Genomic DNA, 24,331 nt, shown 5'->3' with positions numbered 1-24,331 from the left:
CTTTGGGATATCGTTCACATTCGCACTGTAAGTGTTCTATTACCGAACGGTTTTGTTTTGGTGTTTGTTTTTAATGTGTTGATAATTAATTGGTTGGATAATTGGTATGCGTTTTAATATTTTAGTAGTATAAACCATTTACCATGTTACGTAATTACATTAAAATAGCCTGGAGAAACCTCATTAAGCATAAGGTTTTTTCGTTTATCAATATCTTTGGTTTGGCCACAGGTATTGCAGCTTTCTGGCTCATCAGCCTCTACGTGGTTGATGAATGGAGTTACGACCGTTACAACCTTAAAGCCGACCGTATTTTTCGCGTTGTTCAGCATGGCACATGGAATGGCGGCAAATTCAACCTCGCAGTTACCTCGCCACCGTACGCGCCCGCTTTAAAAAATGACTATGCCGAAGTGGAAGATGCTATCCGAATTGATGCTGAAGGAGGGGGCAAGATCACCTATGGCGAAAAGCAGATTAACGAGGGAGCGATGTTGTTTACAGATAAGGGTTTCTTTGACCTTTTCACCCATCACTTTTTGTCGGGCGATCCCAACACCGCTTTAACCAAGCCCCAAAGCATTGTGCTTACTAAAACCCTTGCCGAAAAACTATTTGGCAATACTGCCGATGCTCTGGATAAAACAATACTCATCGAAAACAACCCGAGCACCGTTACCGGGGTAATTGACGATGTACCTGCAAATTCGCAATTCACTTTTAGTGCCCTTCGCTCATTGCCTGATGGGTATACTGATGGCTGGGCTAATTCGCACATCTACACTTATGTGCTGCTGAAAAACCATGATGATTTTAAAAAGATCCAGGCTGGTTCTGACGCATTTTTTAACAAATACTTAAAGGGGCCGCTCGGGGCCATGCAGTATCGCATGGAACTACAGCCACTTACGTCAATTCACCTTAACTCTAATCTTGATTACGAACTGGGCAGCAATGGCAATATAACCTATGTATATATATTCGGTATTGTAGCGCTGTTGATACTTGCTATCGCCGTTATTAATTATGTAAACCTAACTACAGCACGTTCTTCAATACGGATCAAAGAGATTGGTGTGCGTAAAGTAATTGGCTCCAGCAAAAAACAACTGATCATGATGTTTTTTGCCGAATCAGTTTTGTTTACTGTTATCGCTGCCCTGATAGCGTCTGTGATGGTGCAGTTTTTATTGCCATATTTCAACCAGCTCTCAGGAAAAAGTTTGGTGTTGTTACAGTTTGGTCTCAGCAAAACGGTTATCATATTCGGCTTATTTGCTTTGCTAACCGGTATTTTAAGCGGTTTGTATCCTGCACTATTCTTATCCGGATTCCGTACCATCGCCGCTATGAAAGGGCAGATTGGTTGTCAGGCGGCTACCATTATGTTCAGGAAATCATTGGTAGTATTTCAGTTTGTTATCACCATTGTCATGATAGCCGGATCATGTATCATTTACAGGCAGCTGCATTATGTCATGAACAAGGACCTTGGCTTTAATAAAGCCCAAACACTTACCTTTCATATCAGCGATAAATCTGCACGGGCAAAGATTGCCGCTATCAAAAGTCAGTTATTGCAAAATCCGGCTGTTGAGGCTGTTGGTATTGCAGGTAATCCAATTGGCAATAACGATATCGGTTCAAGTAATTTCAATATCGGTGCTGATGGAAAAGCTAATTCTGAATCAAAAATGGTTGAGAACCTCATTATTGATGAGGATTTCATACCAACCCTGCAGGTGAAGCTGGCCAAAGGGCGCAATTTTTCATCGGATATGAGTACCGACCGGCTTGAATCAATTATTGTAAACCAAACGCTGGTTAATGAAATGGGCTGGAAGGATGCCATCGGCCGCTCTGTCAGGGTTGGCGTAGATGATAAAGGCAATGTGATCAGCCGGAAAATAATTGGTGTAGTTAAGGATTTTAACACTTATTCGTTACAGCATAAAGTTGCACCAATGATGTTGTACCTGCCGTTTACCGCAAACGACGAGGACAATATGTACATCCGGGTTGGTAAAAACAACATTCCTGCAACACTCGATTATATCAGCAAAGTTTACGGCCGTTTTGATATCGAAAACAAGGTTGAGTTCCATTTCCTCGATCAGAATTTTGCCAAACAATACCAATCCGAACAGAAGCAGGGCAATATCCTGCTCATATTCACCATACTGGCTATTAGTATAGCTTGCCTTGGCCTGTTTGGCTTGGTGACCTTTACAGCCGAGCAAAGGGTAAAAGAAATTGGTATCAGGAAAGTTTTGGGCGCAAGTGTAACCTCAATAGTTACACTGTTGTCAAAAGATTTGATGAAGCTCGTACTTATAGCCACGTTGATTGCATCGCCGCTGGCCTGGTATGGCATGAGCAAATGGTTACAAAGCTTTGCTTATCGCGTAGATATTAACTGGTGGATTTTCGCTGTAGCGGGCATTCTGGCGGTGATCATCGCGTTTGTAACGGTAAGCGTACAATCAATAAGAGCGGCAAATGCTAACCCGGCTAAGAGCTTGAAAAGTGAGTAGGCAATTTGCAGTGGCAGTTAGCAGTTTTGCGGTGTGATACCAATGAACTAATAAACAATTGAACCAATGAACTATGTTTAGAAATTACTTAAAAACAGCATTCCGTACCCTGCGTAAAAACGTGGGGTTTACGGTTATAAATATATTGGGGCTGGCCCTTGGCCTGGCTACCTGCCTTATGATTGTGCTTTACGTAGCCGACGAGTTGAGTTACGACCGTTTTAACGATAAAGCTAATCGCACATACCGTGTTAACGAAGACCTGAAATTTGGTAACAACAACGTATTATATGCGGTTGCAATGCCGCCACTGGCTCAGGCGCTAAAAACAGACCTACCGGAGGTGGAAGAAGCAACAAGGCTTAAAGCAGCAGGAGGTTTTCACGTAAAAAAAGGTAATGAAAGCATCCTCGAGTATGGTACCGTTTATGCCGATCCATCGGTTTTTAATGTGTTTACATTGTCCATGGTTAATGGTAATCCGGCTACGGCTTTGAAGGAACCTAACACTGTAGTGATCACCGAAAGCACAGCAAAAAAGTACTTTAACAGCACCAATGCTGTAGGGAAAACACTCGCTATTGATAACAACCAGTTATTAAAAGTTACCGGAGTGATAAAGGACTTGCCAAAGCAATCACACTTTCATTTTGATTTTTTTATGTCGATGGTGAGCTGGCCCGACAGCCGTTCAGGGGAATGGTTAAGGAGCGATTACAATACTTACGTTGTATTAAAACCGGGTACAGATTACAAGCTATTTGAGAAAAAGTTAGCTGCTTTGCTGAAAAAATACAGCGAGGGGCAAATGCAAACGGCCTTACACGTAAATATTGCTGATTTTGAAAAAAGCGGCAGTTATTTCAGGCTTAACCTTACCCCGTTAACTGATATTCATCTGCACTCAAACCGTACCGGTGAGTTAGGCAGCAATAGCTCGGCACAGTATGTTTATATATTTTCGGCCATCGCTATATTTATATTACTTATAGCAGGCATCAACTTCATGAACCTGTCAACGGCACGTTCGGCTAACAGGGCTCGTGAGGTTGGTGTACGTAAGGTTTTAGGTTCCCCGCGCAAATATTTAATAGCGCAATTTTTAACCGAATCAGTACTGGTGACTTTGGCAGCGGCAGTTATTGCTTTTTTTGCCGTATTACTTTTATTGCCGCTGTTTAATCAGGTATCAGGAAAGGAATTGATTGTTGGTTCGCAAACCTTAGCCTGGTTGTTGCCGGCGTTACTATTAATTGTTTTGGTAGTAGGTTTCGCCGCAGGCTCATATCCCGCTTTTTTCCTCTCGGCATTTCAACCCATTAATGTGTTAAGTGGTAAACTGGCCGGTGGCTTCAAAGGTAGCTGGCTCAGGAGTGTATTGGTTGTGTTCCAGTTTTCTATTTCGATATTCCTCATCATTGGTACCATTGTTATCTATAATCAGCTCAACTATATTCAAACCAAAAACCTGGGATATAACCGTAACCAGGTACTTGTTGTCAACAATGCATTTGAGTTGGGTAGCCATACCAAAACCTTTAAAAACGAGGTAAAGCAATTACAAGGCGTGGTTAACGCAACTTTAACAGGTTATTTACCAACCGGTAAAAACAGGGGAACATCTATTTTTTACAAAGAAGCGGCAGCTGATCAAAAAACTGCCTTGTTTCCGCAAAGCTGGCGGGTAGATGCAGATTACATCAATACTCTTGGTATGAAGATCTCTGCCGGGCGCGATTTTTCGGCAAATATGCCAACTGATTCTACCGGATTAGTGATCAACGAAACAGCTGCCAAATTTTTAGGCTTTACCAATCCGGTTAATAAAATCCTGTATCGCAATATGGACGGCAACCGCGATCATATAAAAGCTTATCATATTATAGGCGTAGTTAAAGATTTTAATTTCAACTCGCTCAGGGAAAACATCAGTCCGATGATTTTTTTAATGGACGAAGACAGCGGAAACCTTAGCGTCAGGGTAAATACGGCTAATTTACCGGCCCTTATCGATCAGATAAAAAACAAATGGCAGGGCATGACCCAAAGCCAGTTCAACTACTCATTTATGGATCAGGATTTTGACGCAAACTACCGGGCCGAGCAACGAACCGGTACCATATCCATCATATTTACTGTGTTGGCCATATCAATTGCCTGCCTTGGTTTGTTTGGCTTAGCCGCTTATGCTGCCGAGCAACGCACCAAAGAAATCGGGATCCGCAAAGTGCTGGGCGCAAGTGTATCGGCCATTGTAAACACATTATCTAAAGATTTTATAAAACTGGTGCTGATTTCCATTGCCATAACCACACCAGTAGCATGGTACCTGATGAACAAATGGCTGCAGGATTTTGCATATCGCATCAGCATACAATGGTGGGTATTGGTAATGGCCGGCGCTGGGGCCATGTTAATAGCTATAATAACAGTAAGTTTTCAATCTGTAAAAGCAGCCCTGGCAAATCCGGTAAACAGCCTTAAAAACGAGTAGCAGTTTGCAGTGACTGCAGTTAGGTAACTGCGAGATACCAATGAACTAATGAACAATTGAACCAATGAACCATGTTTAGAAATTACCTTAAAACCGCTTTCCGCACATTGAAAAAAAATGTGGGCTTTACCGCGATAAATGTTTTTGGTTTAGCCCTTGGGTTAGCTACCTGTTTGCTTATTGTATTTTACGTGGCAGATGAACTGAGCTATGATAAGTTCAATGTTAAGGCCGACAGGATCTATCGCGCCAATATGCAGATCAAGTTTGGCGGTATTGACCAAAGTTATGCTTGTGCGCCTGCTCCGTTAGGTGCGGTATTTCAAAACGACTATCCGGAGGTTGAACGCGCCTGCCGTTTTTTGATGCGCGGAGGTTATAACGTAAAAAAAGGCAATCAAACAATTCATGAAGATAAGATGGTGCTTGCCGATTCGACCTTATTTGACGTATTTACCTTGCCCATGATAGCCGGTGACGCTAAACACGCCCTGGTTGAACCCAATACAGTAGTGATAACCGAAAGTGTGGCCAGGCGCTATTTCAATACGGTGCAGGCTGTGGGTAAAACCTTTACGTTTGACGACAAACTGCTGTACAAGATTACAGGTGTTATCAAAGATCTGCCCAAACAATCGCATTTTCATTTCGACTTTTTCCTTTCGATGGCATCTAAAGATGAGAGCAGGGAGAATGCCTGGTTCAGCAATAATTTTAACACTTACGTGTTGCTGAAGCCAGGGGCTGATGTTAAGCAATTTGAAGCTAAATTTCCGGAGTTGATGCGCAAAAATGCCGGTCCGCAGTTACAGGATATCCTTCATTTAACTTTTGATAGTTTTGAACGCGCAGGCAACAGGTACCAGTTAAGCCTGATACCGTTACTGGATATCCACCTGAAATCGAACCTGATGTCGGAGCTTGACCATAATGGAAATATCCAATATGTATACATTTTTGGCGCAGTAGCTATTTTTATATTACTGATAGCCTGTGTAAATTTCATGAACTTATCGACAGCCCGCTCGGCCAACCGCGCGAGAGAGGTTGGTGTACGTAAGGTACTTGGTTCGGCGCGTAAGTATTTGATAGCTCAATTCCTGTCCGAATCGATGATGGTAACCCTGGTGGCTACCCTTATAGCTGTCGCCGCGGCTTATTTATTGCTGCCGGTATTTAACGACATATCGGGTAAAAGCATTGAATTAAACGCCGCCTCGCTCATCTGGCTTGTTCCATCTTTGTTGACAACCGTATTACTTATCGGATTACTGGCCGGCTCTTATCCCGCTTTTTTCCTTTCGGGCTTTCAGCCGATTGATGTTTTAAAAGGCAAGCTATCTGCCGGGTTTAAGGGCGGAATGCTCAGAAGCTCGCTGGTGGTATTTCAGTTTTTTATATCGATAGTGTTGATCATTGGTACACTGGTTATTTATAACCAGCTTAAATATATCCAGAATAAAGACCTGGGCTATAACCGCAGCCAGGTATTGGTAGTGCACGGCGTATATAATTTGGGCGGGCAGGCAAGGGTTTTTAAAGAAGAAGTGAGGCAACTGACAGGCGTGAGCGGCGTAACGATGACAGGCTTTTTACCTACATCTGACTATCGAAACAGTAGCAGTGTTTTCCAGGAACGTGCGCTTGATCCTAAAAAGGCTGTTCTTGCACAAACCTGGACTGTGGACGACAAATACCTGCCCACCCTCGATATTAAACTCATTAAAGGCCGCAATTTCTCTGATCAGATGCCTACCGATTCGGCAGCAATGATCGTGAACGAGACAGCCGCCAGGCTGATGGGAGTTCCTAACCCGCTTAATAAACCAATGTACCTGCCGATGGATAACATGGCTAAGACGTTTAAGGAGTACCATATTATCGGAGTTATCAAGGATTTTAATTTTGCTTCGTTACGTAATAATATCAGCCCGGTAGTATTAATGTACGGACAGGATAATGGTTCATTAAGCGTGAAGATGAATACGGCAAATATTACGGGGCTGATGGCACAGATCAAAGACAAGTGGAAATCCATCCAACCCGGAAAAGAATTTGCATATTCATTTATGGATGATGATTTTGATGCTTCATACCGGGCTGAGCAACGTATGGGTACCATATTCATCATTTTTACCAGTTTAACGATCATAATAGCCTGTTTAGGATTATTTGGCCTTGCCGCTTACGCCGCCGAGCAGCGCACAAAGGAAATAGGCATTCGTAAGGTGCTGGGTGCTAACGTGGCTAATATTGTAAGTATGTTATCTAAAGATTTTATCAAGCTGGTATTAATAGCCATTATCATTGCTATCCCATTTGCATGGTTTTTTATGCACCAGTGGTTGCAAGGTTTTGCTTATCGCCAAAATATACAATGGTGGGTGATAGTGTTGGCTGCAGTTTTAGCTGTATTGATTGCATTTGTAACTATCAGCTTTCAATCTATCAAAGCAGCACTGGCTAATCCAGTTAGGAGTTTGAAGAACGAATAATTTAGTCATTAAGTCATTTTGCTTTGCGTCATTAGGTCATGGAATGACAGTGGCCTAATGACCAATGACTTAATGACTATGCAGTAATGACATAATGACATAATGATATAAAATATGCTTAGAAACTATATAAAAACAGCATGGCGAAACCTTTATCGTAATAAAGCATTTTCGCTGATCCATATTTTGGGGTTAACCATGGGGATAACCGTTTGCCTTATGATATTTCTATATATCATGAATGAATTTAGCGTGGATAATTTTCATAAGCAGGGCAAGAATATTTATAGGGTAATGCGCGGTTTTGATAAATCGAAGTCGCCCACACCATACCTTTCCGGCCCTTATGCTCCGGCTATGCTGAATGACTATCCGCAGGATATTAAAATGGCTGTACGTGTTTCGCCGCAAAATAACCTGGTCTCTTTTGGGGAAAAATCATTCAATGAAAAAAAGGTTTACGCGGTCGATTCTAATTTCTTCAGCCTGTTTACCTTTCCGCTGCTTAGAGGGGGCGCCATAACAGCATTGAAAAATCCGGGTAGTGTTGTACTTACCGAAACTACAGCTAAAAAGTATTTCGGCAATATTGATAATGCTATGGGCAAGGTGGTACAGATGGATAAACGCCTGCAATTAAAGGTAACCGGTATTACCAGTGACGTGCCTTCCAACTCGCACCTTGATTTTGATTTGGTAATGCCCATTGCAAATTACACCCACGATCCTAATTTTAATGTATGGATCAATAACAGCCTGTTTGTTTACCTGCTATTGAATGAACATAGCGGCCCTGCCAGGCTGGAAGGTCGTTTTCCGCAGTTTATGGATAAATATATGGGCAAAGACATGCAGCGTTTCGGTACCAGATTTAACCTGGGTTTGCGGCCATTCAGGGATATCTATTTTGAAAATGCATCATCGTTTGATAATGTAAAACATGGCGATAAAACGGTGGTGTTCATCTTTATTTCGATAGCCGTACTCATCATGATCATTGCCTGCATTAATTTTATGAACCTGGCCACCATCCGCGCGGTTGAACGTTCAAAAGAGGTTGGTATGCGTAAAGTATTAGGCGCTTTAAGAAATCATTTGGTATGGCAGTTTATTGGTGAGTCATTATTGCTGGCATTTATTTCATGCGCACTTTCTATCGGTTTGTTATTTCTGCTGATGCCTGCATACAATAGCCTTTTGGGTTATCAGCTTACCGTTTCCTGGAACAGCGCACCGATTTACTTGTTCCTCCTGGGTGTTATCTTATTTGTGGGTTTCCTTGCAGGAAGCTATCCTGCGATATTTATGTCGGCATTTTCACCTATTGAAGCTTTGAAGGGTAAGTTGAAGCTGGGTAAAGGCGGATCGTTTTTCAGGCAAACGTTGGTGGTGTTCCAGTTCAGTATTTCGGTATTGCTGATCATTGGCACTATCGTGATTGTTAACCAAATGCGGTATGTGAAAAATAAATCGTTAGGCTATGACAAGGAACAAACGGTTATTGTGAAGATTGACAATAACGATATCTATGATCACAGGCAAACGTTTAAGCACCAACTGCAAAATTCTGATTATGTAAAATCAGTATCACTGATGTCGGGTGAGCCGGGCGGTTTTTTTGATATGCAGGGTTTTGAAGTCGAAGGTCAGCATGAAGCGTTTAAATCCAGGTCGGAATTTGCTGATTTTGAATATGTAAAAACATTTGGGCTAAAGGTCATTGCAGGCAGGGATTTTTCATCGCAATTTGCTACCGATACAACCAACTCCGTACTCATTAATCGTACGGCGGCAAAAGAGCTTGGCTTTACACCCCAACAGGCTATCGGTAAATGGATTAAGAATACTGTGCGCGATAATAACCGCCGAACCATCATTGGCGTGGTGGAGGATTTTAATTTCCTTTCACTCAAAGAAAATATGGATGCCCTGGTTATATCGCCAAGTGAAGACAGGCGCGTAGCAGTGATCAAATTAAAACCAGGAAATATTCAGGCCGGGTTGGCAGCTATCAAAAATACTTATGCCGAAGTGGCACCCATTTATCCGTTTGAATACAGCTTTCTTGATCAACAATTTGATACAACTTACCGCAATGATATCAGGCAGCAAACCATGTTAAGTATATTTTCGGGTTTGGCCATCTTCATCGCCTGTTTAGGATTGTTTGGCCTGGCCTCGTTTACCGCGGCTAAACGTACCAAAGAGATAGGGGTTCGCAAAGTGCTGGGCTCATCTGTGCAAAATATTCTTATCCTCATATCAAAAGACCTGCTGAAGCCGGTGTTATTAGCTACCGTGATCGCGATTCCGTTAGGTTACTACTGCATGGATAAATGGCTGCAAAGCTTTGCTTATAAAACACCTTTATATTGGTGGATCTTCGCTTTGGCAGCCTTGCTTACATTTGTTATAGCTGTGGTTACTATCAGCTTTCAATCATTAAAAGCTGCATTGGCAAATCCTATCAGAAGTTTACGGAGTGAATAACTTTGGTCATTGAGTTATTTGCTTCGCGCCATTAGGTCATTGAATCACAGTGGCCTAATGGCCAATGACTTAATGACTGCGTAGTAATGATCTGGTGACAAAATTATTTTCAGGATAATGCAACGTATCTGCTAAACACTTGGTCTTGTATATATAAACCAAAGATCATTATTATGAAAAAGTATTTACTTGTGTTATTAGTTGCCTGCGCCGGCAGCAGCGCTTTTGCACAAAATAACGGGAAAACACCATATCTAACCAAATCATTATCCGGTCAGTCAATTAAAGATGTGTTTGTGAATACATCTGGTGGCAGTATCACGGTAAGCGGCGCGTCTGACGAGCAGCCAAGGGTTGAAGTTTTTATCCAGGGCAACAATGGTAACGGAGATTTACCTAAAGAAGAGATCCAAAAGCGCCTCGATGAAAATTATGATCTTAAAGTAGATGTAAGCGGCGGCGAACTGCACGCATCGGCAAAAAATAAAAAAAATAACATGGATTGGAAAAAGTCATTGAGCATTTCTTTCCGTATTTATGTTCCTGGCAATGTGGCCACAAACCTCAATACCAGCGGTGGCAGTATCCACCTCGATAATTTAACCGGTGCTCAACAGTTTGAAACCAGTGGCGGCAGCTTACATCTTGATAAAATTACAGGTACTATAAAAGGACGTACATCAGGCGGAAGTATCCATGTAAGCAACTCAAAAGAAGACATCGATTTGCAAACATCAGGAGGTAGCGTAGAAGCAAATAATTGTACAGGCCGTATCAGGCTGGAAACATCAGGAGGTTCATTACATCTTGATGGTTTAAAAGGTGATATCAAAGCTACTACCAGTGGCGGCAGTATAAGTGGCAACAAAATCGACGGGGATTTCATTACGGGTACATCAGGCGGCAGCATTAATCTTACTGATCTTTCCTGCAGCCTTGATGCTTCAACAAGTGCCGGTAGTATTCATGCACAATTTATAAGTGTAGGTAAATCAGTTAAAATTGATGCAAGCTCGGGCCGCGTTGATCTGCAGTTGCCATCAAAACAAGGTCTTAATCTTGATTTGCGTGCCGATAGGATAGAAACAAATCTTGCCGACAATTTTTCGGGCAGCAAGGATAAGGAAAGGGTGGAAGGTAAACTTAACGGAGGGGGCTCTTTGGTTGAAGTTAGAGGTAGTAACAGGGTTAGTCTTACTGTAAACTAATACCAATAATAAATAATATTAAAAAGGCCTGTTGCTCAAATAGCAACAGGCCTTTTGCGTTGCTTATAGTGTATCATAACCGAACACATGGTGTTACGTCTTCGTACAGTTTGTATTGTAAATTAAATATAAATAGTTGATGGTCAGTATTTTGATTTATTGGTATGCATTTTAAAACTACTAAACAGGTTAATCAGATACTCATGTTCAAAAACTACATCAAAACCGCCTGGCGAAACTTAAGGCGCAACAAAATATTTTCGTTTATTAATGTGTTTGGCCTGTCTGTGGGCTTAGCTTGCTGCATGCTTATTTGTGCTTACGTGTATAGTGAATTAAATTATGATCAATATCCGGCGCAAGCCAAACAAATGTACCGCGTTGGCTTACGCTCTATCGAAAATAATGGCGTAAGCGAATACCCGATGGTTGACATTGCGGTAGGACAGGGGATTAAAAATATGTTTCCCGAAGTGCTTGAAACCACAAGGCTTGCCGGTCGGGGCCCGGTTTTTATAAAATATAATGACAGGCAGTTTAAGGAAGAACATGTACAGATGATTGATGCCAATTTCTTTCGCCTGTTTTCGATACCATTGATTGATGGTGATGATAAAACCTGTTTTAATGAACTTAACAGCATGGTGATCACCAGGGCTATGGCTACCAAATATTTTGGAAACCAGGAAGCTGTGGGAAAAGCTGTTACCATTGATGGCAAACCCTACAAAGTGACGGGTGTAATTGATAAAATACCTGACGATTCACACTTTCATGGCGATGCATTTTTGAACATGGCCCCCTTTGTTGAAAATGCAAAGCAAACATGGAGCAATATCGGCTATTTTACTTATGTGGTATTAGATAAAAATGCCGATCCTAAAAAACTCGAAGCTGCTTTTCCTGAAATGGTACGGAAATTTGTTGTGCCCGAAATTGCCCATGATATGGGTACGAGTTTGGCACAGGCAATCAAATCTGTGAATACCTTCCTGTTTTTCCTACAGCCTTTAAGCGATATTCACCTGCACTCTGCAACCAAATACGAACTGGAGCCTAATGGCGATATTCATTACGTTTACATCTTTGGTGCACTGGCCGCTTTTATATTGATATTGGCCTGCATCAATTTTACTAACCTTTCAACAGCAAGTTCGGCCAAACGATCGAAAGAAGTGGGAATCCGTAAGGTGCTTGGCTCTGAAAAAAGCGGGCTCGTTTCACAGTTTCTCACCGAATCGGTTATGCTAACCTTTGGGGCTTTGTTATTAGCCTTGGGTGTAGTGTATCTGCTGTTACCGCTGTTCAATAACCTGGCAGGAAAACATATCGAACTTGTGTTTTTCCTAAGTGCTAAGGCATTGATTACAGAATTGTTCACCGCTTTTTTAGTTGGTATCCTTGCTGGTATCTATCCGGCGTTCTTCCTGTCCTCATTTCAGATTATTGCTGTTTTAAAGGGTAATAGCACAACAAAAGCCGAAGGGAAAGGTTTGTTACGCAACGGATTAATCATTTTTCAGTTTGCAGTATCTACTGCGCTTATTATATCAACTTTTGTCGTATACCAGCAGTTGCATTATATGCAAAACAAAAAGTTGGGTTATGATAAAGATCAGGTATTGGTAATTAATGATGCTTATACCCTGGGTCATAATATTGATGCTTTTAAAAATCAGCTTCTGCGTAATCCACAGGTAGTAAATGCCACCATATCAAGCAGTGTGCCGGGCAAATTAACAGGTGTTGACGGTACCCAGATAGATGCTAAAGAATTTGATGACAAGGGCGGCCACGCAGAGATCCACACCAATATTTACCATGTGGATGAAAGTTATATACCTACTTTAGGTTTACAGGTCATCAACGGGCGTAATTTCTACCAATCATTTCCCGGCGATTCGATGTCGGTTGTGGTTAACGAAGCTTTAGTTAAAGGTTTGGGATGGAGTAATACTAATCCGATAGGTAAAACCATAGTGCGCTCGGCCCGTACACAATACAAAGTTGTAGGTGTAGTTAAGGATTTTCATTATGCTTCGGCCAGGCAAAAGATAGCGCCTTTAATGCTGTTATCGGGTCATAGTACAGGTACATTAATTCTGAAGGTTAAAACTGCCGATGTAAAATCGGTTATTGCCGGTATCAAAGCTGAATGGGATAATTTCAGACCAGAAGCGCCTTTCAGCTATTCGTTCCTTGATGAGCAATATGCCTCACTTTACACTTCCGAGCAGCAAACCGGGAAAATATTTACGGTGTTCTCCTGCGTAGCTTTAATTATTGCCAGTTTAGGCTTATTCGGCCTTGCGGCGTTTATGATCAGGCTTAGGGTTAAAGAGATCGGAATTCGCAAAGTGCTTGGCGCGTCAACAGGCAGTATCACAATTATGCTATCGAAGGAGTTTTTGAGGCTGATCGTCATCGCTTCGATCATTTCATTCCCGGTAACATGGTTTGCCATGAACAAATGGCTGCAGGATTTTGCGTATCGTATAAGTATACAATGGTGGGTGTTTTTACTGGCGGGTGCTATAGCGTTGCTGGTGGCTGCCATAACTATAAGCTTTCAATCGGTTAAAGCGGCTTTAGCTAATCCGGTTAAAAGCCTACGATCAGAATAGGTCATTGGGGCATTTGCTTCGCGTCATTAAGTCATTGAAAAGTTCAAAATGATTTAACGACCTAATGCCCCGATGAGCAGAAGAAAATGACTTAATGACTTAATGACTCAATGACAAAATGAAATAACATGATAAAGAACTATTTACGCAGTGCCTTTCGCAATATTGCCCGGCACAAATTTATCTCGTTCATCAATATATTTGGTTTAACCATAGGTTTAACCTGCTGCCTGCTTATTTTAACTTATATAGTTAAAGAGCTCAGTTATGATAAGTTTAACCATAATGCACCTAATATTTACAGGGTAAGCCGGAGCTTTAATACAGCCGACGGTATTGTTAACCTGCATTTGGGTGCAGTAGCGCCGCCGTTTGGCCCGCTGTTAAAAAATGAATTTCCGGATATAAAAAAGGTAACGCGCCTGTTCCCTAATGGAGATGTGGTTTTGCGTTATAAGGATAAACTGCTCACCGAAAAAGGATCGTATTTTGCCGACGAAAACTTCCTCAGCTTCTTTGATCTGAAAACGATAGCGGGCGATCCTAAAACCGCCCTCAGTGAGCCGTATACGGTAATGATGACCGAGGATATGGCCCACAAATACTTCGGTAACGAAGATCCGATAAATAAGGAGATCAGGCTTGATAACCAGTTTAACTTTAAAGTTACGGGTATTTTCAAACCTTTTCCACCCAACTCGCAAATGCACCCGCAAATGCTGATGTCGTTCAATACATTAAACGATGACAAAGTTTATGGCAGAAATGCATTGAGGACAAATTGGGGTAATAACTCATTTTTTACCTATCTTTTACTGCCTGATAATTATAATATTGATCGTATCAGTTCGCAGTTTCCAGCCTTTATAGATAAGTACATGAATTCTCCCGGGCAGCCGCGACAGTCAAAATTCACCCAGCTGCATATTCAAAGGTTCCTGGATATTCACTTACATTCCCACCTTGATGATGAGGTGGAGCAAAACGGGGATATCAAAAGGGTTTATATATTTTCGGCCATCGCCTTGTTTATTTTGCTTATAGCTTGTATCAATTACATGAACCTTTCTACTGCACGCTCTACTTTACGTGCCAAGGAAATAGGGATCCGTAAAGTGATTGGTGCACAACAAAAAGAGATCATCACCCAATTTTTAAGCGAATCGGTACTGATTACCTATTTTTCACTTGTGTTGGCATTGATCTTAACCTGGGCATTGTTGCCTCTTATTAATCAGCTTTCGGAACTTGGTTTATCTATTGACAGTTTATTTAAACCTTCAATTTTAGTGTCGGTATTGTTGTTACCGTTGATTATCGGTCTCATAAGCGGGATTTATCCGGCTATTTTTATGTCCTCATTTAAGCCGATAAAAGTTTTAAAGGGCATATTGAAAGTTGGATCAGGAAATATTTCGTTCCGCAAAGTACTGGTGGTTGTTCAGTTCTCTATCTCCATAATCCTGATTGTTGCTACTACTATAGTTTTTCAGCAGTTAAGATACATCCAAAATAAATCACTTGGTTTTAATAAGGACCACCTGGTAACATTAGGTGGTATTCCGGCTAATCAGTTTGAAGCTTTCAGAGCTGATGTATTACGAGACCCCTCTGTAAAGGATATAGGCCGCTCATCGCGCATCCCATCCGGGCGTTTACTGGACGATCAGGGCGCTTCTGTTTTCGACGGTGATAAACCACTGCCTGTTAAGGCCGATATTAAATGCATTAATACTGATTATGGCTTTATTCCAACCTATGGTATAAAAATGATGGCAGGCAGGAATTTTAGTCGCGATTTTGCTACCGATAGCAATAATTTTGTAATCAATGAATCGACAGTAAGTGTATTAGGGTGGAAATCGCCGGAGAATGCCATAGGGAAAGATATGAGCTACGGTGGCGTTAAAGGAAAAGTTATTGGGGTAGTTAAGGATTTTCATTTTGAGTCATTACATCAAAATATCATCCCGCTTTTGATGGAGATGCCCTCATTTGCCAATAACAGTTACAGAAGGGTAACCGTTAAGATCGATGGCAATCATGTTAATGCGGCATTGGCTACGCTTGAACAAACCTGGAAAAAATATCAGCCCGAAACACCATTTGAATACAGCTTTTTAGATGAAAGGTTTCAAAAACTATACAATAGCGAGCAGGAGCAAGGTAATTTGTTCACTATATTTTCGTGCCTGGCCATATTCATTGCTTGTTTAGGCTTATTTGGGCTTTCAGCCTTCACTATTTCGCAAAGGGTAAAGGAAATAGGCGTACGCAAGGTACTTGGCGCCAGCATCCCGCAAATTGTTACCGAACTATCAAAGGACTTTTTAAAGCTGGTGATCGTGGCAGCAGTGATTGCCCTGCCAATTGCCTGGTATGCAATGAGTAAATGGTTACTTGACTTTGCCTTTAGGGTGAGCATTCAATGGTGGGTATTTTTAATGGCGGGGGTGATAGCGTTGATCATAGCTTTTGCAACTATCAGCTATCAATCAATAAAAGCTGCAATGGCAAATCCGGTTAAAAGCCTTAGAAGTGAATGATCATTGAGTCATTTGCTTCGCGTCATTAAGTCATTTTGATTAATGCAAAGCAAAAACGGCTTATTGATATAATGATTCAATGAAAGAAATGACTTAATGATCCAATGATCTAATGACCAATAAAGATGTTTAAAAACTATTTTAAAATCGCGTTACGTAATTTTTGGAGGCACAAATTTTTTACCTTCATCAATATTATCGGTTTATCTATCGGCATCAGTTCGGCACTGGTGATTTACCTGATTGTACATTTTGATTTTACGTTTAATCAAAATTTTGATAATGGCGACCGGATTTACAGGGTAGTTTCAAACTATACCTTTTCGGGCGAAGAAGCGCATAACCGCGGTGTTTCAGGCCCAGTGCCCGAAGCGGTAAGAAACGGTGTGAGTGGGGTGGAACTTACTGCACCATTCTTCTGTTTGAATCAACCCAATGTGTTTATCCCCGGAAAAGGGGGCACTCCTGTTAAGTTTAAATTACAGGATAATGTGATCCTTGCGGATGGCCGGTATTTTAACATGTTTAAATACAATTGGCTTGCAGGCTCAGCTAAAACCGCTTTGAATGCTCCCAATCAAACAGTGCTCACTTCTGATCAGGCAAAAAAATATTTCCCTCAACTTTCATACAGTCAGATGATAGGCCGGGTAATCACTTATGATACCCTTAGCGCAGCCGTTACCGGTATTGTTGAACCATTAAAGGGCAACAACGATTTTACTTTTCACGATTTTATCTCCTATTCAACCGCTAAGAATAATAAAGCGCTCGCTGATGAGTTGAACGTTACCAACTGGGGGGGAACCACTTCCTCATCTATACTTTTTGTTAAGTTAGCTCCCAACACCACTGTAGCCAATTTTGAAAAGCAACTAAATATTATCCTTAAAAAGAATGATCCGCCAAAACCCGAAAATAAGGGTAATACACGTAATTTTGCCTTGCAGCCTTTGAGCGATCTGCATTTTAATAGCATATACGGAACGTTTGATTCCGGTAATCCGGCTAATAAAACAACACTTTACGGTTTACTGATTATCGCTGCGTTCCTGTTATTATTAGGTTGTATCAATTTTGTCAATTTAACCACGGCGCAAGCTACCCAGCGGGCCAGGGAAATCGGTGTACGTAAAACAATGGGAAGCAGTCGTGCCCAGCTGATCACCCAGTTTTTAAGCGAAACATTCATCATAACCCTTTTGGCTGTCATTATCTCGGTGGCATTGGCGCCCGCTATATTAAAACTGTTTAAAGATTTTATAGCCACAGGTATTAAGCTTGATCTGCTGCATCAGCCTCATCTTTTTGTGTTCCTGTTTTTATTGATAATAGTGGTAAGCTTATTGTCGGGCTTTTACCCCGCAGCTTTGTTATCGGGTTACAAACCTGTTTTAGTGCTTAAAAATCAGGCCTCATCAAACACCGGTAAAACGCGTAATGCCTGGCTGCGTAAATCATTAACTGTAACACAGTTTGTTATTGCCCAGTTTTTTATCATGGCTACCGTGCTGGTAAGCAAACAGATTCATTATGCGCTTACAAAAGACCTGGGTTTTAAAAAGGATGCCATCCTGATCGTAAACTCTCCCTGGAAAAACCGCACGCTAAGTAAGAACCAGGTATTCATGAACAAGCTGAAGGCAATACCACAGGTTGAGCTGGTAAGTGCAGGTAAGGCCGCACCATCGTCAACCAGCACCAACTCAACAGAAGCTACTTACATAGACGGCAAAAAGGAAATCAAAATTGAGTTATATGAAAAATATGGTGATCCTAATTATATCAATGTGTATAAGCTTAAACTTTTGGCCGGGCGTAATATACAATACGCCGACAGCACCAGGGCATTTTTGATCAATAATACTTATGCAAAACTGATTGGGTTTAAAAAACCGGCAGACGCTGTAGGTAAGTATATTGATAAGTTTAATGGCGATAAAAGAATGCAGATCATAGGCGTAGTGGCCGATTTTTATTCCGAATCATTGCATTCGCCAATTAAACCTACCTGCATTCACATCAGCAATAGTTACTATAACAATGGTACCTTCCATATCGCGCTTAAACCGCAAACTGCCGGAGGTAATGAATGGAAAAAAGCTATCGCATCGATGGAAGTAGCGTGGAAGGAAATTTATCCTGAGGATGATTTTGAATATAGTTTTTTTGACGAAAGCATTGCTAAATTTTATGATTCTGAGCAGCATACATCAACGCTGTTAGCCTGGGCTACCGGTTTATCTATATTTATCAGTTGTCTCGGCTTATTAGGCTTAGCAATTTATAACACTAACCAGCGTACCAAAGAGATTGGCGTGCGTAAAGTGCTTGGTGCTACCGTAACGCAGATAGTCACCCTGCTTTCAACCGAGCTGGTCATGCTTATTGTACTGGCTTTTGTATTGGTAACGCCACTGGCCTGGTATGCCATGAACAAATGGATGGAAACCTTTGCCGACCGCACAACCATAAGCTGGTGGATATTTGTAGTAAGCGGCGGCGGAATGTTATTGACCGCATTGATCACCTCAAGTTTTCAAACCGTCAAGGCGGCGTTAGCTAATCCAACAAAGAGTTTGCGCTCCGAATAATTGGTCATTAAGTCATTGGCTTCGCTCGTTAGGTCATTTATTTATGATTGAGAAGAGCAAAATGACTTAATGACTATGTAATAATGACTCAATGACTAATTAATATGCTCAGGAATTATTTTAAAGTAGCTTTCCGTAATTTAGGTAAGCACCGTATTATCAGTGTCATCAATATTGCCGGGCTTGCCATTGGTATTACCGCGGCCGTATTTATTATGCTGTGGGTGCAAAACGAATTTAGCTTTGACAATTACCATAAGGACCCGGATAACATTTACCGGGTAAAAGTAAAGCTTTCCATTACAAAAAATGAGACCTGGCTTTGGGAGTCGTCGCCCTATTTGTTGGGTAGTGTTGCTAAAAAGGAGATTCCCGGTATTCAGGGCTATACTTTTCTGTGGCCCGGATATATGATAACTATCCACAATAATGGGCAACTGGTCTCCGAAAAGAAATATGCCTATGTGGACGCTAATTGGTTCGATTTTTTTCACTATGATTTTGTTGGTGGTAGCGCCGAAAGTTTTTCAAAAAATCCGTTTAGTTTAATACTTACCCAATCAACAGCCAAAAAATATTTTGGTAGCGCCGAACCTGTAGGCAAGGTGCTTAGAATTGATAGCGCAAATTACCAGGTGCAGGCAGTTGTTAAGGATAACCCGGCCAATTCAAGTTTCCAGTACGATATATTAATCCCTGTTGCTGCTAAGCTGAGCAGCCCGCATGAAAAACAGCAGGCCATGCAATGGGGAAATTACAACGGACTTACCTTTCTTAAACTACAGCCCGGCATAAAAACCGACGAAGCGGCAAAGAAGCTTACCGATATAGTGCGGAAAAACAATAAGGACAGCGAAAATACAACAATAAGTGTGGTAAAATTGAAGGATATGCATTTTGAAAGCGATTTGCAAAGCTCTTCGTTTGAACATGGCAACGGTAAGCTGGTAAATATATTTGTGGTGTTAGCGATATTGCTTTTATCCACGGCCTGTATTAATTATGTAAATCTTACTACAGCACGGGCCAATGTGCGTGCAAAAGAGGTAAGCGTACGCAAAATAGTAGGAGCTGGCCGACTTCAGTTATTTGGTCAGTTTATGTCCGAATCGTTGGTGGTAAGTGCACTGGCGTTAGTTTTCTCTATTATTTGTATCCAGTTGTGTATACCATGGTTTAACAGCATAACCGAAAGGCATTTCGTTCAGCCATTGACCTCGGCAGCAACCTGGCTTATATTACTCGGCACGTTAATGGTAAGCTTTGTGTTTAACGGTCTTTACCCAGCTATTTTGTTGTCATCGTTTAAACCGCTAAGTGTTTTTAAAGGCCGCAACGCGCTAAACATTAAGGACGGCAGCATTCGTAAAGTATTGGTAGTGCTGCAGTTTGGTATTTCCGTAATGCTGATCATCTGTACCATGGTTATCTATCGCCAGCTTAATTTTATGCAGAAAGCTGATTTGGGCTATAACCGTGAGCATGTATTTGCATTTAACATTCCATGGAGTGTGATGGGCTTTGACGACAAAAAGAGAATTTTAATGCTGAACAGCGTAGCTAACGAATTAAGAGAACAAAGCGCTATAAGCGCGGTAGCACAGTCGGGCAGTAATGATTTTTACGATAACGGCAGCAAAACTTCCGGGTCAATGGATTGGGATGGCAGGGCAAAAGACTACAATCCATCTGTAGCCACGCTATCTGCCGACGAGAATTTTCAACAGCTGTTGAGCTTGAAAATGAAAGATGGCCACTGGTTTAGCAAAGCCAAAGCCGATCAACATAACGTGATCTTAAACGAAACCGCTGTAAAGGAACTTGGAGTTCACAGTCCGGTTATCGGTCAGCGTTTTAAATTTAATGGCGATTCGGGAATAGTGGCAGGGGTTGTGAAAGATTTTAATTTCAGGAGCCTGCATGAAAAGATTGGGCCGATGGTAATTAACAATCATACCGATTGGGCCGGAGGTTTCTATATTAAAACCTCAACTGGCAATACTTCTGCTGCTATCAAGGCGGCTCAAAAAGTATGGGATCAATTTGTACCCGACCAGCCGTTTGACTATAACTTTTTAGATGAAGGCTACAATAAACTTTATCATGCCGAACAACGTTCGTCAAGCCTGATAGCCGTATTTGCAGTGATAGCCATTTTAATATCAGCAATGGGCTTGCTTGGCCTGGCCGCTTTTGCCGCTGAACAGCGGGTAAAGGAGATCGGGATCCGCAAGGTACTTGGTGCCAGTGTTCAAAATATTATAGGATTATTATCGACAGATTTTCTGAAAACGGTAATAGTTGCCAACTTATTCGCTTTCCCGGTTGCATGGTATATGATGAATAAATGGTTGCAGGATTTTGCTTATCGCGTTGATATTTCCTGGTGGATATTCGCCGCCGCTGCTTGTATTGCGTTGCTTATTGCGCTGCTAACAGTTAGTATCCAGTCTATTAAAGCCGCTTTGGCTAATCCGGTGAATAGTTTAAGGAGCGAGTAGGGAGCTGAAAGCCGAAGGCTTAAAGCAAAAGCAAGATAAGGGTGAGCTAAATGAGGTTAAACATCATTTGGCTCTTTTCGTAAAAAGCCTTAAGCTTTCAGCTTTCCCCTTTGACACTTTTTAACTATTCATTTAAAGCGTTTTGAGTATTATCGTATAAAGTATTGAAAAGGCACAAGTAAGCCCCGCTCCGGCAAACACACAATACCTGCACCAGGCACCAGTAAACGGGGCTCAAGGAATACTGCTAAATCGGAAATCGAACGCCCGAAATCCGAAATCAAAACCACTGTATCAATATCGTACACAAGGTGTTACGCTTACGAACAGTTGGTGATTTTTATTTGTCTTAAGTATTTGATATTCAGTTGATTTTGATTTTGGTATATGTTTTACATTGTAATCAAAAAATTGCTGTACGGTATGCTTAAAAATTACTTCAAGATAGCCTGGCGCAATATCGTGCGTCATAGGGGCTATTCTGCCATAAACGTTGCGGGTTTAACTGTTGGCCTGGCTGCCTGCCTGCTCATTTTTGTGATTATTCAGTTCGAACTTAGCTTTGATACTTTCAATCCCAATTATAAAAGCATCTACCGTATAGTTACCCAGGAAAAGCACGAGTCGGAAACCACTACCAATCCCGGTATTGCCGTTCCCGCTACTGACGCTTTAAGGCTGGATATCCCGCAGGCTAAAGTGGCAGCTTTGAACAGTAGCTATGGTAGTCAAATCACCGTTCCACAGGCTGCCGGAAGCAATATTGGCGATAAGAAATTTACCGAAAATATTGGCGTACTGTTTATCCAACCCCAGTTTTTTGATATTTTTAGCTATAAATGGCTGGCAGGAAGCCCGTCGGTGCTGGCCAGCCCAGACATGGTTGTGCTGGATAAAAGCTCGGCCATTAAATATTTTGGCGACTGGACAAATGCAGTAGGCAAGATCCTTAAAATGGATAATGTTTTAACGCTGAAAGTTTCCGGAATTGTAGAAGACGCCCCGGTTAACAGCGACTTTCCGTTTAAAGTAATGGTATCATTTGATACCTGGAAACAGCACCCTAAAGATTACAATTACAGCGCCGAATGGGGATCAACCAGCAGCAGCCATGAGGTGTTTATGCTGTTCCCGGCCAGCATGTCAAAAAGCAGTATCGACGCCCAGTTAAAAGCATTTTCAACCAAACATTTTAAAAAAGGATCAGCACAAACTACGCTGCTGCCACAGCCACTTGCCGATATGCATTTTGATACGCAAATAGGTAATCCCCTGGGTGATCATAGTACCAGCAGGGCTACCTTGCGCACTTTGTCATTCATTGCATTGCTGATCATTATTATGGCGTCCATTAACTTTATCAACCTGTCAACGGCGCAATCCGTTGGGCGGTCAAAAGAAGTAGGGATCCGTAAGGTGTTGGGCAGCACCCGCCCGCAACTGATTTTCCAGGTAATTGGCGAAACGACAATCATTGTTATTGCATCGGCTTTAATTGCTTTGGCAGTCGCCCGGCTGGCCATGCCTCAATTGAAAAACATTGCTAATGTGCCTGATACTATCAGCTTGTTTACCACAGGCAGCTTGTTGTTTTTAGTAGCAAGTACAATCACCATAGTTTTATTATCGGGTATTTATCCGGCATTGGTAGTGTCGGGTTTTAAACCGGTGCTTGCACTTAAAAATAAAATCACAGCCGCGTCAATCGGAGGAATCCCGCTTCGTCGTGCGCTTGTTATCGCTCAGTTTGCCATATCACAATTGCTTATAATCGGCACCATAGTGGCCGTAAACCAAATGGACTATGTTAACAAGGCCGATCTTGGTTTTAATAAAAACGCTTTACTGATCATTCCGGGTTACACAGATAGCTTGAGCCTTCATAAAATGGAATCATTTAAGCTGCAAGTTTTGCAAAACCCAAATGTTAAAGCCATTAGCTTTTCTTCGGATGTGCCATCGTCAGAAAACAATTGGGGCACAAATTTTGATTTTAACAACTCAACCAAAGATGTTGGTTTTAATACCTATCTCAAATTTGGAGATGTTGATTACTTTAAAACTTATGGGTTAAAGTTTGCCGCCGGCAAAGAATATGATGTAAGCGACACTGCAAGACAATATGTAGTTAACGAAACCTTCATCCATAAATTGGGCATCCAAAATGCTAATGACGCCATTGGTAAAACCTTACGTTTAGGCGGCGGCAAATGGCTGCCGATAGTAGGGGTAGTTAAAGATTTTAAAACCAACTCTCTTCGCGAGGCCATTAAGCCGATAGTAATATCACCGGCTAAGAAATTTGAAGGCCAGATAGGTATCAAAATCCAAACCTCCGATTTAAACAAAACCGTATCCCAACTACAAAAATTGTGGGAGGATACTTATCCCGAATATGCTTACAACGGTTATTTCCTGGATGATAATATTGCCAAATTTTACGAACAGGAAAATAAAATGGCATTAGTATACAAGGTTTTTGCAGGGATAGCCATATTTATATCGTGCCTTGGTTTATACGGCCTGGTATCATTCATGGCAGTTCAGCGCACCAAAGAGGTTGGCATTCGCAAGGTGTTAGGAGCGTCTGTAGGCAGCATCGTATTCCTGTTTTCAAAAGAGTTTATGGTACTTATCGGTATCTCGTTCCTGATAGCGATGCCTGCTGCTTGGTACATCATGAACGGCTGGCTGCAAAACTTTGTATACCGCATTTCAATGAGCGCATGGATCTTTTTACTGGCAATAATATCATCACTGATAATAGCATGGGTAACAGTAGGGTATAAGGCTGTTAAAGCTGCGCTTGTTAACCCGGTTAAAAGCCTGAGAAGTGAGTAGCAGC

Annotated in this window: 10 protein-coding genes; all 10 read left to right on the top strand. The window is 41.6% G+C overall.

Features of this window, described 5'->3' with window-relative positions:
- The first annotated feature begins 143 nt into the window (after nucleotides 1-143).
- Complete coding sequence (locus tag AC59JO_RS09210; protein ID WP_497304862.1) at nucleotides 144-2,534, top strand: ABC transporter permease; 2,391 nt, start codon at nucleotides 144-146, stop codon at nucleotides 2,532-2,534.
- 73 nt (nucleotides 2,535-2,607) lie between these two features.
- Nucleotides 2,608-5,028 carry an ABC transporter permease gene (locus tag AC59JO_RS09205; protein ID WP_497304860.1) on the top strand — a complete coding sequence of 807 codons (2,421 nt, stop codon included), beginning with the start codon at nucleotides 2,608-2,610 and terminating at the stop codon, nucleotides 5,026-5,028.
- A 71-nt stretch (nucleotides 5,029-5,099) separates the two neighbouring features.
- On the top strand, nucleotides 5,100-7,523 hold the full coding sequence (locus AC59JO_RS09200) for an ABC transporter permease (protein WP_497304858.1): 2,424 nt from the start codon (nucleotides 5,100-5,102) through the stop codon (nucleotides 7,521-7,523).
- Nucleotides 7,524-7,637: 114 nt separating this feature from the next.
- Entirely contained in the window at nucleotides 7,638-10,013 is a 2,376-nt protein-coding gene (locus AC59JO_RS09195) for an ABC transporter permease (protein WP_497304856.1), read from the top strand.
- Nucleotides 10,014-10,186: 173 nt separating this feature from the next.
- The gene (locus AC59JO_RS09190; RefSeq protein WP_497304854.1) at nucleotides 10,187-11,221 is read left to right on the top strand and encodes a DUF4097 family beta strand repeat-containing protein; all 1,035 of its coding nucleotides are present in this window, start codon (nucleotides 10,187-10,189) and stop codon (nucleotides 11,219-11,221) included.
- Nucleotides 11,222-11,424: 203 nt separating this feature from the next.
- The gene (locus tag AC59JO_RS09185) at nucleotides 11,425-13,845 is read left to right on the top strand and encodes an ABC transporter permease (protein ID WP_497304852.1); all 2,421 of its coding nucleotides are present in this window, start codon (nucleotides 11,425-11,427) and stop codon (nucleotides 13,843-13,845) included.
- A 128-nt stretch (nucleotides 13,846-13,973) separates the two neighbouring features.
- Nucleotides 13,974-16,391, top strand: coding sequence for an ABC transporter permease (locus tag AC59JO_RS09180; protein ID WP_497304850.1), 2,418 nt, complete (start codon nucleotides 13,974-13,976; stop codon nucleotides 16,389-16,391).
- A gap of 125 nt (nucleotides 16,392-16,516) precedes the next feature.
- Nucleotides 16,517-18,985, top strand: coding sequence for an ABC transporter permease (locus tag AC59JO_RS09175; protein ID WP_497304848.1), 2,469 nt, complete (start codon nucleotides 16,517-16,519; stop codon nucleotides 18,983-18,985).
- Nucleotides 18,986-19,089: 104 nt separating this feature from the next.
- Nucleotides 19,090-21,486, top strand: a complete 2,397-nt coding sequence (locus AC59JO_RS09170) for an ABC transporter permease (protein WP_497304846.1) — start codon at nucleotides 19,090-19,092, stop codon at nucleotides 21,484-21,486.
- A 387-nt stretch (nucleotides 21,487-21,873) separates the two neighbouring features.
- Nucleotides 21,874-24,327 (top strand): ABC transporter permease, encoded by a 2,454-nt coding sequence (locus AC59JO_RS09165; protein WP_497304844.1) that lies wholly within the window; start codon nucleotides 21,874-21,876, stop codon nucleotides 24,325-24,327.
- The last annotated feature ends 4 nt before the right edge of the window (nucleotides 24,328-24,331 follow it).

Source organism: Mucilaginibacter sp. A5337 (assembly GCF_059690695.1).
Note: the sequence above shows the minus strand (reverse complement) of the source record. Positions and strands in the feature narration are given on the sequence as shown.